A 12,775-nucleotide genomic window follows, 5' to 3' on the forward strand; every position below is an offset into this window, starting at 1 on the left:
ACGGTCCGCGGGTGACCATCGGCGACATTTCGACGTGCGACGAGCCGGTTCGGCGCATGATCGACGGAACTGAGTCGGCCATCGGCGTCCGGCTCGCACACTCACTCGACGAGGGGTACGGGTATGACCACGACGACAGGCAGCGGCCTGCAGCGGGCACTGTGCGATTCGGTCCTGGAACTGACCATCGCGCGGCCCCAACGGATGAACGCCGTGGACATGCCCACGATGCGCGATCTCGGTGCCGCCATCCGTGCCGCCGGCAGAGATCCGGACGTGCGTTCGATTCTCATCACCGGTGCCGGTAGCGCGTTCTGCACGGGGGCGGATCTGGCTGCGACCGTGTCGGATCCGGCGGATCCCGAGATCATCATGGACGTCGCCAACGAGGTGATCCGGGCCATCGTCGAGGTGCCGGTTCCGGTCGTCGCGGCGGTCAACGGGCCGGCCGCGGGGGTCGGGGTCTCGATGGCGCTCGCAGCCGACCTCACGTACGCGGCGGACAGCGCGTACTTCCTGCTCGCCTTCGTCGGTATCGGGCTGATGCCGGACGGGGGATCGAGCGTGCTGGTTCCGGCCGCGATCGGCCGGGCGAAGGCCGCAGAGATGGCGCTGCTCGGTGAGCGGGTACCCGCAGCCGATGCCGACCGGTTGGGCCTGGTGTCCCGCACGCTGCCGGACGACGAGCTCGTGGCGCACGCCCGCGCTGTCGCGGCCCGGCTCGCGTCGGGGCCGCGCCGCGCGCTCGAACTCACCAAGAGGGCGCTCGCGGCGGGCACACTGGCTGTGTTGGACGACGCACTCGAACGGGAGAAGGCCGGTCAGTCGGAGCTTCTCGCGTCGGCGGATTTCGCCGAGGGGGCCGCCGCGATGCTGCAGAAGCGACGTCCCCAGTTTCCCTGACTAGTGGAATTTGCGTCTACTTTTCGACCGCTTTCCCTCTCGGGACGCCGTCGGACGATCGTCCGATAAGAGCTGGTGAACGGCCATTCCGGCGGAACGTGCGGGCGTGACGGTCCGGGCCGACACACCTTGGCGTGGACCGAGAATATCGATTAACAAAGTTGCTCACCGAAACCGCTCATAACATGTAATCTGCCTCACATCGAACCACGGGTCCGGTCAGGTCGGGAGGACCCGCCACGCACGAGAGGAACCCTCGATGGTCACTTCCGCTGCTGTGCCCGCCGCCTCGCTCGAGGCGCAACGGTCCCGTCGCACCAACTGGAACAACCAGGTTGCACGCCACGCCCGCATGATCCCGGAGCGCGAGGCGCTGCGCTTCCAGGGCGCCTCGATCACGTGGTCCACGCTGCACGATCGGGTCGAGAAGCTCGCGGACGCGCTGTCGCGTCGTGGCGTCGGCTTCGGGGACCGGGTCCTGATCCTCATGCTGAATCGTCCGGAGTACCTCGAGGCGGTGCTCGCCACCAATGCGCTCGGGGCGATCGCGGTGCCGGTGAACTTCCGCATGACCGTCCCCGAGGTCGCATATCTCGTCCGGGACAGCGGCTCAGGCGCGGTGATCACCGATACGACGTTGGCGCCCCTCGCCGCTGCGGTCCGGGCGGAGACCGGCGGGCTGGACCTGATCGTCACGGTCGGCGCCGGCTCGGAAGGAGGCGTGCTCGGGTACGAGGATCTCGTGGCGGAGGCCGGGGAACATCGTGCCGTGCTGGATGTTCCTGACGACACCCCGGCGCTCATCATGTACACGTCGGGCACTACTGGGCGTCCCAAGGGTGCGGTGCTCACGCACAGCAACATGGAGGCGCAGGCCCTCACCTGCATTCGCGCCTTCCAGTTGAACCGCGCCGACGATATCGGGTTCTGTGCGTCCCCGATGTTCCACATCGCCGCACTGGGGTCGATGGCGCCGAGTCTGATGCTGGGCCTGACCACCGTGATCTACCCGGTCGGTGCGTTCGATCCGAACACGCTGCTCGACGTCCTCGAGGAGGAGCAGGTCACCACGCTGTTCCTGGTGCCCGTCCAGTGGCAGGCCGTCTGTGCGATTCAGCAGGTACAGCCGCGAAAGCTGAAGCTGCGCGGTATTTCCTGGGGCGCGGCCCCCGCATCGGACACCGTACTGCGGGCCATGGCCGAGACCTTCCCGGACGCGTCGAACGTTGCGGTGTTCGGGCAGACCGAGATGTCGCCGATCACCTGCGTGCTCGACGGTGAGGACGCACTCCGCAAGCTGGGCTCGGTGGGCCGGGTGATCCCGACCGTCCAGGCCCGGGTCGTCGACGACGACATGAACGACGTCGCGCCCGGCGAGGTCGGGGAGATCGTCTACCGCGGGCCGACGATGATGCTCGAGTACTGGCAGAACCCGGCGGCCACCGCGGATGCGTTCCACGGCGGGTGGTTCCACTCGGGAGACCTCGTGCGCATGGACGACGAGGGTTTCGTCTACGTGGTCGACCGCAAGAAGGACATGATCATCTCCGGCGGAGAGAACATCTACTGCGCCGAGGTGGAGAACGCGCTGTTCGCGCATCCGAAGATCCAGGAGGCGGCCGTGATCGGCCGCCCGGACCCCAAGTGGGGCGAGATTCCGGTGGCGGTGATCGCCTTGCGGCCGGACGCCGGCGGAAGCCTCACGCTCGCCGAACTGCAGCCGTTCCTCGACGAGCAGCTGGCCCGCTACAAGCACCCGAAGGCGGTCGTGTGCGTGGAGGCGTTGCCGCGCAACGCGAGTGGCAAGGTCGTCAAGGGCGACCTGCGGGGCGGGGCGGCCGCCGTCGTGCAGGGCTGACGGCGCAGCCGACCGCGCGGGGGGCCGCAGCGGTCTCGGGTTCGACACGGAACTGGGGAGGGCCGGCGAATGACGTACGAGTTACCCACCGCCAAGGGGCCGATGCAGGACGTCGCCCTCCAGAGCGGGTACCTCATCGGTTTCTCCGTGCAGGCTCTCGTCGCGCTCGTGCGGGCGCTGCTGCGCGGGCGACTCTCGCTCGGGGAGACAGTGACTCAGACGCTGTTCATCGGCCGCGTGAGTACCGGTCCCTCTCTGCTGCTGATGATTCCGATCGGGGTGTTCGTCGCGGTGTCGGTCGGTGAGTTGGCGGGGAGGATCGGCGCCGGCGGGTACTCCGGCGCGGTGGTGGCGTTCATCATCGTGGGACAGGCGTCGGCACTGGTGTGTGCACTGATGATGGCCGGGGTGGCCGGATCGGCTATCTGTACGGACTTGGGCTCGAGGAAGATTCGCGAAGAGATCGACGCGATGGAGGTCATGGGGATCGACGTGCTCGAGCGGCTCGTCGCGCCCCGTCTGGTCGCGGCTGTCGTGGTGTCGCTCGCGCTGTGCGCGATGGTCACCTTCGGCGGCGTGATGGCCTGCTACCTCTACCACATCTACGTCCAGCACCTGCCGGCCGGAACGTTCATGGCGACCTTCAGTCAGTACGGCCGCATGTCGGACTTCGTGATGGCGCTCGTGAAGGCCGCGATCTTCGCGCTCGCCTCGACGCTCGTCGCGACCTTCAAGGGTTTGCACGCCAAGGGCGGACCCCGTGGGGTCGCGGACGCGGTCAACGAGGCCGTGGTGATCGCGTTCGCGCTCGTGTTCATCGTGAACACCGCGCTGTCGGCGCTGTACACGGTGATCGTCCCGGCAGTGGGAGCGTACTGATGGTCGGCTTCGACACCAGGGTGCGATTACGCCGGGCCGTCCGGCCGGTATCCGCCGTGCTCGACGGTCTCGCCGATGTGGGCCGACACGTCACGTTCTTCTACCGCACCCTCGTCTCGCTGCCGTACGCGGCGACGCGGTATCGCAAGCACGTCCTCACTCAGATCAGCGAGGTCAGCTTCGGCACCAACTCGGTGCTGGCGGGCGGCGGGACGATCGGGATCGTGTTCGCGATGTCCCTCGCCGCCGCGATGATGCTCGGTGTCGAGACCCACCGTGGCCTCGAACTCATCGGCATGACAACACTTTCGGGGATGCTTTCGGCCATAGCGAACACCCGCGAACTCGCGCCGGTGGTGGTCGCGATCGCGCTGGCCGCCAAGGTGGGGACCGGATTCACCGCGCAGCTGGGCGCGATGCGGATCTCCGACGAGATCGACGCCCTCGACTCGATGGCGGTGCGGTCGATCCCGTTCCTCGCCGGCACCCGGGTGCTGGCCGCGATGGTGTGCGTCCTGCCGATCTTCATGATCGGTCTGCTCGCCAGCTACCTGTCGACGCGACTGGTGATCGTGTTCTGGGGCGGGGCCTCGGCGGGCAATTACGACTACTTCTTCCACCTGGCGTTGTCGCCGACCGATCTCGTGTACTCGGCGCTCAAGGCCATCGTGTTCGCGGGCGTCGTCGCCCTCGTGCACTGCTCGTACGGCTACTTCGCGTCGGGCGGCCCCGCCGGGGTGGGGCAGGCCGCCGGACGCGCGCTCCGGACCGCGATCCTCGCGATCGGCATCCTCGATGTGCTCATGACGTTCGCGCTCTGGGGCCTGGTGCCCACGATCCCCGGAATGGGGGTCTGACGTGGACGTGTACAGCCGTCGCCTAACAGCCTTCCTCGTGCGTGGCGCGATCGCTGTCCTGGTCGCAGTGGTCGCCGGCACCGCCATGGTGTTGCGGGGAACCGGTCAGTTGCACCGCGACCCGGAGGTGGTCGTCGCGATCCCGGCGTCGGCGGGACTCGTCAGCGGGGAGGCGCCCGTCCGCTACAGCGGGGTCAACGTCGGCCGCATCTCGGGGATCGAGCCGGGCACCGAGTCGTCGGTCGTCCGGCTGCAGCTCGACGCCGACGCCATCGGACTGATCCCGGCGACCGTCACGGCCCGGGTGGTACCCCGCACGTTTTTCGGGGACATCTACATACAGCTCGTCGACGATCCGGGGCCCCCGGCGCTGTCGGAGACGAGCCTGTCCGACGGCGACGAGGTGCGCGTCGACTCCGGGCCGGAGGCGGTGGCGCTGTACGGCGTCTACACCAGGCTCGTCGACGTCCTGGACCGGATGCAACCGCAGAAGATGCAGGTGGCCCTGTCGGCGCTGTCGCAGGCCCTGGACGGACGCGGCGAGACGGTGGGCCGGATCATCGGCCGGCTCGACGCCGCGTCGCGGACGCTCGCCCCGGCCGCAGAGACGTTCCTCGACGCGACCCCCGAGTTCCGGGCGGTGCTGCAGGCGTTGGACACCGCGACCCCGGACGTCGTCGCGACGCTGTCGTCGGCGGCGTCGGTGTCCAGGAGTCTGGTCGACAACGCGGATTCCCTGTCCGAAAGTCTCTCGGCAGCCGCGAGTTTCGCGCCCGTCCTGGCCGGATTCCTCGGTGGGCAGCGGGACCGGATCGTCACGGTCGTCGATTCGACCGGCGTGATTCTCGCGACCACCGCGGCGGACCCAACCGGGCTCGTCGACACGCTCGAGGGGGCGCGAACCTTCGGCGCGGCCGGTGCGCGGGTGTTCTCCACCGGCCACTTCGACATCACCGCCGTGCCGACGTTCGCGGATCCCATGCCCTACACGGCTGCCGACTGTCCTTCCTACGGCGCGCTGGCCGGGGCGTGTGGGCCCGTCGGCGTCGACGGCGGCGCCGACGAGCAGCAGGCGCTGCAGGTGCTGCAGGATCGGTTGCTCGGCGCGACAGCGGATTCGGAGCCTGCACAGAGTCCGGTGTCCACGCTCATGCTGGGCCCCCTGGTGCGCGGAACCGAGGTGCAGATCCGATGAAGGTGGCCTGGGTTCCGCTCGCGAAGGTGATCGGTTTCTGCGCGGTGGGTGTCGTGTGCGCCTCGTTGGTTGCGAACACGCTGTCGGTCCCGGTGCACGGTGCCACCGAGCGATACGCCGTCGAGTTCACCGATGTCGAGGGTCTCAACCAGGGCAATCCGGTGACGATGTTCGGGGTCCGGGTCGGCCGGGTCGACTCCATCGAGTTCGCCGACGCGGGCGGTGGCACCAGCAAGGCCGTCGTCGGGATCGAGGTGTCGTCGGACTATCCCCTCGACCGGAACGTCACCGCGGCCGTGCGGTACGGCGACATGCTCGGTGCCCGGTACCTCGCGCTCACCCCACCGCCGGGCGGCGCCGTCGAGGCGGTCGCGGCCGGTACGTCGTCGGAGGCACTGGCGCCGGGTGGCGTCGTCCCCCTCGAGCGGACCACACCGCCGGTCGACCTCACCGCCCTGATGAACGGATTCGCGCCGCTGTTCGACGCACTCGACCCCGCCGAGGTCAATGCGCTGACCCGCGGCTTCGTGGAGACCTTCGACGGCGGTGGGGCGACGGTCGCGACGCTGCTCGACCGGATCGGGACCCTCACCACCGATCTCGCGAACCGCCGGGGTGTGTTCGAGGAACTGCTGTCGAACATGAGCACCCTGATGGGATCGGTGAACTCGCGCCAACCGCAACTCGAGGAACTCGTCACCGGTCTGCGTGATCTGAGCACCTCGGTGGCCGGCAGCAACGATCAACTGGCGGCCTTGTTGGACAACGGGAATCGCGCGGTGGCGTCGCTCGCGGACGCCCTCACGCACTCGCAGGGCGCGTTCGGCAGTTCGATCACCGACCTCACATCGGTCACCGATGCCTGGATCGCGGACACCGATGCGTTCGAACGCTTCGTCGCACAGATGCCCCAGTTCGCGGATGGGGTGAACCGGATCAGCAGCTACGGCGGGTTCGTCAGCCTCTACCTGTGCAACTTCGTCCTGAAGGTCGGCGACGTGGAGGCCAACATCTTCGGTACCACCCATTCGGAGGTGTGCCGATGATGTTCCCCGTCCGGATCATCGACGTCGTCGTCGGGGTGTGGCTGTTCGTCTTCCGTGGTGAGCGCCGCCCCGGTGCGGGCACTCCGCTGGCGCTGGGCACCGTCGGCATCGTGCTGTTGGTGGCCGGTCTCGCGGCGGCGATCGGCATACCCAAGGTGTGGTACCTGGCCCGGACCAGCCCGTACACGGCCGAACTGGCCAATGCCAGCGGCCTGTCCGGCGGCGACCCCGTCTACGTCGCGGGCGTGCCCGCCGGACGCGTCGAGGGCATCGACCTCGCGGGTGATCATGTGCGCGTGGACTTCCGGCTCGACAACGGACAACCGCTCGGGAACCGGACCACCGCCACCGTGCGGCTGAAGACGGTGCTCGGCAAGCGGTACCTCGAGGTGGTCCCTGCCGGAATTGTCGACGAGGCTGCGTCCGACGGGGCGGCGGCGAACCTCATCCCGCTCGCCCGGACCACCGTGCCGTACAGCCTCGACGACATCAGCCGGGACGCCACCGATGCGGCGACTCGGATCGACGCGAAGTCGTTGGAGGCGATGATGACGACGCTGTCCGAAGTGATGCCGGACGACCCCGAGCAGCTCGGCAAGGCTCTCGCGGGTATCAGCGGAGCGTCCGCGGTCGTCGCGCAGAACGCCGAGCAGATCGACCAGTTGCTGACCATGTCGCGCTCGCTGTCGGATCTGGCCGTCCGACAGAGCGACTCGCTGACTGCGACGGTGGCGAACGCACAGACCATCGTCCGCACCCTGGCGGTGCGCAAGGAGGTGCTCACCCGGTTGGTCCAGAATCTCCGGTCCGTGCTGTCCACCCTCGCGACCACCTACACCGAACACGAGGAGGAGTTCGGGGAGATGACCACCAACCTGGTCGAGGTGACGGACACGTTGCAACGCAACGCCGATCACATCGACCAGATCCTGACCCGGCTGCCGCGGGCACTGCGCGCGGCCACCGACGCGACGGGCAACGGATCGTGGACCGACGTCACCGCCCCCGCCGCCGTGGTCCCCGACAACATGCTGTGCATGCTCGGCGTGATGCAGGGCTGCCGATGAGTGTCCCCCACCGACGGATCTCCGGCCGGATCGTGCTCGCGCTGGTCGTGGTGATCGCGGTGGCGGCCGGCGCCTGGTTCGTGTTCGCGGGGACCGACCGCACGAAGACCGTGCACGTCGACTTCGCGTACGTCAACGGTCTCTACCCGGGCAGCGACGTGACGGTGCTCGGGGTACCTGTCGGCACGGTCACCACAGTGGAACCGCTGGGTACCCACGTCCGGGTGACGGCGTCGGTGCCCGACACCGTCGACCTGCCGGCGGACGCGCACGCGTACGTGCTCAACCCCTCGGTGATCAGCGATCGGCACCTCGAGTTCGGCCCGGCCTACCGCGGCGGCCCGAAACTCGAGGACGGTGCGGAGATACCGCTCGAGCGCAGCCACGCACCGATCGACTTCGACGGCCTGATGGGCAGCCTCAGCACGCTCACCGAGGCGCTGGGACCGGACGGCGGCGACGCGGGCGAGCTGCTGTCGCGGGCCGCGACCGGGATGAGCGGTCGCGGTGACGACTTCAACCGTGCGGTCCGGAACCTCGGCGCCGCAACGGGTGTCGTGGGCGCGCGCAGTGAAGACATCGGAGCCGTGGTCGAGAACCTGAACACGCTCATGGTCCAGCTCGACGAGCGGCAGGTGAGCCTCGACGCGCTGGTGTCCGACCTGGCTGCGCTCGGCGACGAATGGGCGGCCCAGGACCTCGACATCTCCCAGCCGCTGCAGGATCTGGCGACCGTCTTCGACCAGATCGACCGCTTCACCGCTGAACACGGCGACCACGTGGGGGTGATCTCGCAGAACATGTCGACCCTCGGTGACGCGCTCGCCGCGAATCGGCCGGGCCTGGCCGAGTTCATGGACCTGGTGCCGCTGCTGATGCAGAACCTGTCGAAGACCGTCGGACCCGACGACCGCGGCCGGATCCGGCTCGACATCTCCACCGCGCTCACCCAGTTCGCGGTTGCGCAGCCCCTGTGCGAGCAGTACCCGATGCCGCTGTGCACGGGCGCCGGCTTCACCAATCCGATCTCCTTCCCGATCAGCGCATCCGACCCGTTGGGTCTGGCCACGCTGCTCTCGGGAGGTTCCGCGCCGATCGGGGGGAACTGATGCGGCGCCGAGGAATCGTGACGGTTGCGCTGGCCGGAGCCCTGGCCGCCACCGGGTGCGGCACCGGCATCCAGGACCTGCCGCTGGGGCGGTCCGTGCCCGGCGACAACTACACCGTGAGCGTCCAACTCGCGCACGCCGACGGACTGCTCCTCGGTGCCGACGTCCGCCACGGACAGCGCGTGATCGGTCGGGTCGCGCACCTGTCCACCGACACCGTCGGAGCGGCCGTGGACCTGAACCTGACGTCGTCGGTCGAGCTGCCCGACAACGTCGAGGCCGCGGTGGAGCTGCCGTCCGCGCTGGGCAGTCCGTTCATCCGGCTCCGGGAGCCCGAGCAGCCGTCCGGAACCGCGCTGTCCGACGGCGACGTGATCGCTCTGTCCCGCACCGAGATCGGGCCGCAGATCGAGAGCGCGCTCGCCACCCTGGGCGCGGTCCTGACCGGTAGCGGCTTCGACCAGTTGCAGACCGTGATCGGCGAACTGAACGCCGCCTTCGACGGACGACCCCAGCAGGTCCGGAACCTGCTCGACACGGTCACCGCCCTGACCGGGACGGCGACGCAGCACCAGCAGGACTTCGATGCCGCGACCGATCTCGCTGCGGACATCTCGCGCCAACTGGTGGCGCAGCTGGACGTCATCGACGGGTTCCTCGACACCGCGCCCGAGACGGTGACCATCCTGGCGGGACAGCGGGATCGCATTGCTTCCCTGCTCGATTCGAGCGCACGGCTGGCCGAGCACGTGGACTTCGTGACGTCGCAGTCGTCGACCGGCCTGGGTGCGGTGCTCGGCGACACTGCGACAGTGCTGGCATCGCTGCGCTCGTACAACTCTCGCATCGGCGAGACCCTCGCGAACATGAACAGCTTCCTCGGGAACTTCGATCGTGCGGCCAAGGGTGACTATCTGATGTTCGACGGCACCCTCGACATCCCCGCCGGCATCGAGAACCTGATCACCGGCGGGACGGCCGCACCGCCGCCCGAGGCAGAGTCGATGCGCTCGCTGTTGTCGGGAGGTATCGGATGAGGCGCGTCGTGCTGGTCCAGCTGATCCTGTTCGCGCTCACGGCCGCAGTGGTCGTGCCGTTCGGTATCGCGTACGTGGCCGGTCCGCGCGCCTTCGGAGACCCGATCCGACTGCATACGAACATGTCCGACGCACTCGGGCTCACCGCGGGAACGACCGTCACCTCCCGCGGCGTGCAGGTCGGGAAGGTCGCGTCGGTGGCGCTCGACGCCGAACACGGCGGTGCGCGTGTCGAGTTCGACCTCGATCCGGGGACCCGGATCCCGCAGGACAGCATCGCAAAGGTCGGGATGGGGACCGTTGCCGGCATCCAGAACGTCGACATCTTCCCGAACACCGACGCCGGGCCGTATCTCGAGGACGGCGACACCCTGGCCGCGCCACAGGATCAGCAGCCCGTCCAGATGGACCAACTGATGGGGGACGCCGCGAGGCTGCTCGGCAGTATCGACCCCGACGCCGTCAGCACCCTCGGCACCGAGTTGGGCGCATCCTTCGAGGGGCTCGGGCCCAGCCTGACCGGACTGATCGACGACGGCGACCGGCTCACCGCTCTGCTCGAACGGCAGGCACCCGAACTGCGCTCACTGTTCACGCGCACCGCGAGCCTGGTGGGGACGATGGCAGAGGCCTCCGATTCGTTCGTCCGCGGGATGGGTGCGGCGCGCACCTTCACCGGCCAACTCGACGACAACCGGCCGGTCCTGGTGTATCTGGTCGACCGTTCGCCCGAGGCGCTCACCCGCACCAGGGAACTGTTCGACCGGTACCACGACACTTTCGGTGCGCTGCTGGCGAATCTCGCGACGGTCACCCCGGTCATCTCCGACAGACATGACGCACTGGCCGCGGGACTCGACGAGATCCCCGAAGGGCTCGGCAAGCTCGAATCGATCGTCAAGGGGGACCGGGCAGAGTTCGCGCTCGTCGGTACGCAGGGGCCCGTGTGCAACTACGACACGACCCGTCGCGCCGTGGGCGCCCTGACGCCCACCGAGCCGAACCTCACGCTGTACTGCCCGCCCGGAACCGACATCGCGCAGCGCGGATCGCGAACGGCCCCACGCCCCGACGATCTCGGGCTGCAGAACGCGACGACGCCAGGAACGGTCATCGGCCCGCCGATGGTGCAGGACCCGATCCTCGTCCCCACCGGGGTCGAGGCGCTCGACCAATGGAACCAACTGCTGGAGGAGCTCGGAGATGGCGAACGATAAGCCGGACAACGGCGACGACACCGCGACCACCGGTGCGGTTGCCACGACGGCGCAACCGGTGGTGGACGCAACCGCGGACACGAGCGAGCCGTCGTCGACCGACCGGCGCCGGTTCGGGACCGTCCCCGTCGCGATCCTGGCGGTGCTGGCCGTCGTCCTCGGACTGGTGGCGGGCCGGCAGTGGTGGGAGCAGCGGCAGCTCGATTCACTGCGCGACGTGGCGATCGACACCACCCGCGACTACGCACAGACGATGGCGTCGTTCGACTACCAGAACCTCGACGCGAACCGCGACAAGATCGCGGGGATGTCCACGCCCGAGTTCACCGGCAAGTACAACGAGATGGTCGACGCGTTGCGGACACTCGTCACCGACGGTCAGGGGCAGGCGACGGCCACCGTCACGAACATCGGTGTCCAGAGCCTCGACGATTCGAGTGCGGTAATGCTGGCCTTCGTTGACCAGGAGGCGAAGAACGTGATTGCCCCCGAAGGCAAGTCGCAGAAGTACCGGATGGTCGTGATGCTCGAACGGGACGGCGACCGCTGGGTCGTCGACAACGTCGAGACCAAGTAGCCACCGGCAGCGGAGGGGTCTCATGCCGACCAACTATCTCGACCTCGCGGGCGCCGAACCGCGACTGACCAACGAGCGCACCCGGATTCGCATCGCGACCGCGCGGCGCCGGGGACGCGGCCCTGCCCGGATCTCCGATGCCCTCGACTTCTGGTCGTTCGCCGGCGGCGCGGCGAACGTCGTGATGCAACTGTCGTGGCCGGAGGTGGGACACGGGGTGGCGGAGAGCAAGGTCGAGTCCGGCAGTCTCGTCAAGCATCCGTGGAAGCGTGCCCGCACCACGTTCACGTACCTGTCGGTGGCGATCCTCGGCACCGACGACGAGCGCCGTGCCTACCGGGAGGCGGTGAACGGCGCCCACCGGCACGTGCGGTCGGACGAGAACAGTCCGGTGACCTACAACGCCTTCCACCGGGAACTGCAGTTGTGGGTTGCGGCATGCCTTTTCATCGGGTTCGAGGACACTCACCAGCTGCTGCACGGGAAGATGACGCCCGCGCAGGCCGAGGAGTTCTACCGCTCGTCGTCGACCCTCGGCACCACGCTGCAGGTCACCGAGGACATGTGGCCGGCCACGCGCGCCGACTTCGACCGGTACTGGAACATCGCCTGCGAGCGGGTCGCGATCGACGACACCGTCCGCGGATACCTCACCGATCTGATCGGACTGCGGATGGTGTCGTGGCCGCTGCGGCTGGTGTTCGGTGCCCTCTTGAAGTTCCTCACCGCCGGATTCCTGGCGCCGCTGTTCCGGGAACAGCTCGGGCTGGAGTGGAGCGAGGACGATCGCCGCCGGTTCGAGCACCTGTTCATCTTCGTCGCGTTCGTCAACCGCTTCGTTCCCCGATTCGTGCGGCATCTGCCGAGTCGGGTGCTGATGCGTGACCTGCAACGCCGGATCCGGCGCGGCAGGCGACTCGTGTAGGTGCAGGCCGTGCCGACGTCGGCACGTTCCGGTGTTGCGCGCTGTGCGCGGGGCATTCGTCCGGTTTGATGGAGGGCACAGGGTGCCCAGCGCCCCATGCCGGAA

Annotated in this window: 12 protein-coding genes; all 12 read left to right on the top strand. The window is 68.5% G+C overall.

Going from position 1 to position 12,775, the window contains the following annotated elements; genetic code table 11:
* Positions 1 to 123 precede the first annotated feature (123 nt).
* The 12 genes from J2X34_RS16960 to J2X34_RS17015 all read left to right on the top strand — a co-directional run bounded on the left by J2X34_RS16960 (position 124) and on the right by J2X34_RS17015 (position 12,670).
* Positions 124 to 903 (top strand): enoyl-CoA hydratase, encoded by a 780-nt coding sequence (locus J2X34_RS16960; RefSeq protein WP_114721229.1) that lies wholly within the window; start codon positions 124 to 126, stop codon positions 901 to 903.
* 259 nt (positions 904 to 1,162) lie between these two features.
* On the top strand, positions 1,163 to 2,761 hold the full coding sequence (gene fadD5 / locus J2X34_RS16965) for a fatty-acid--CoA ligase FadD5 (protein ID WP_114721228.1): 1,599 nt from the start codon (positions 1,163 to 1,165) through the stop codon (positions 2,759 to 2,761).
* Between the two features lie 69 nt (positions 2,762 to 2,830).
* On the top strand, positions 2,831 to 3,640 hold the full coding sequence (locus tag J2X34_RS16970; RefSeq protein WP_114721226.1) for an MlaE family ABC transporter permease: 810 nt from the start codon (positions 2,831 to 2,833) through the stop codon (positions 3,638 to 3,640).
* The gene (locus J2X34_RS16975) at positions 3,640 to 4,497 is read left to right on the top strand and encodes an MlaE family ABC transporter permease (RefSeq protein WP_114721224.1); all 858 of its coding nucleotides are present in this window, start codon (positions 3,640 to 3,642) and stop codon (positions 4,495 to 4,497) included. The genes J2X34_RS16970 and J2X34_RS16975 overlap by 1 nt, the downstream gene beginning before the upstream one ends.
* 37 nt (positions 4,498 to 4,534) lie before the next feature.
* Complete coding sequence (locus J2X34_RS16980) at positions 4,535 to 5,692, top strand: MCE family protein (protein ID WP_429518535.1); 1,158 nt, start codon at positions 4,535 to 4,537, stop codon at positions 5,690 to 5,692.
* Positions 5,689 to 6,738, top strand: coding sequence for an MCE family protein (locus tag J2X34_RS16985; RefSeq protein WP_429518536.1), 1,050 nt, complete (start codon positions 5,689 to 5,691; stop codon positions 6,736 to 6,738). The genes J2X34_RS16980 and J2X34_RS16985 overlap by 4 nt, the downstream gene beginning before the upstream one ends.
* Positions 6,738 to 7,805, top strand: coding sequence for an MCE family protein (locus J2X34_RS16990; RefSeq protein WP_114721401.1), 1,068 nt, complete (start codon positions 6,738 to 6,740; stop codon positions 7,803 to 7,805). Before J2X34_RS16985 ends, J2X34_RS16990 begins: the two co-directional genes overlap by 1 nt.
* Positions 7,802 to 8,914 (top strand): MCE family protein, encoded by a 1,113-nt coding sequence (locus tag J2X34_RS16995; protein WP_429518537.1) that lies wholly within the window; start codon positions 7,802 to 7,804, stop codon positions 8,912 to 8,914. Before J2X34_RS16990 ends, J2X34_RS16995 begins: the two co-directional genes overlap by 4 nt.
* Before the next feature lie 17 nt (positions 8,915 to 8,931).
* The gene (locus J2X34_RS17000) at positions 8,932 to 9,951 is read left to right on the top strand and encodes an MCE family protein (RefSeq protein ID WP_429518539.1); all 1,020 of its coding nucleotides are present in this window, start codon (positions 8,932 to 8,934) and stop codon (positions 9,949 to 9,951) included.
* Complete coding sequence (locus tag J2X34_RS17005; RefSeq protein WP_429518541.1) at positions 9,948 to 11,168, top strand: MlaD family protein; 1,221 nt, start codon at positions 9,948 to 9,950, stop codon at positions 11,166 to 11,168. Before J2X34_RS17000 ends, J2X34_RS17005 begins: the two co-directional genes overlap by 4 nt.
* On the top strand, positions 11,155 to 11,745 hold the full coding sequence (locus J2X34_RS17010) for a mce associated protein mas1a (RefSeq protein WP_429518542.1): 591 nt from the start codon (positions 11,155 to 11,157) through the stop codon (positions 11,743 to 11,745). Before J2X34_RS17005 ends, J2X34_RS17010 begins: the two co-directional genes overlap by 14 nt.
* Before the next feature lie 22 nt (positions 11,746 to 11,767).
* Positions 11,768 to 12,670: an oxygenase MpaB family protein gene (locus J2X34_RS17015; RefSeq protein ID WP_429518544.1), complete on the top strand. Its 903-nt coding sequence runs from the start codon at positions 11,768 to 11,770 to the stop codon at positions 12,668 to 12,670.
* Positions 12,671 to 12,775: the final 105 nt, after the last annotated feature.

Source organism: Rhodococcus sp. BE178 (assembly GCF_050433545.1).
Classification (GTDB): Bacteria; Actinomycetota; Actinomycetes; order Mycobacteriales; family Mycobacteriaceae; genus Prescottella.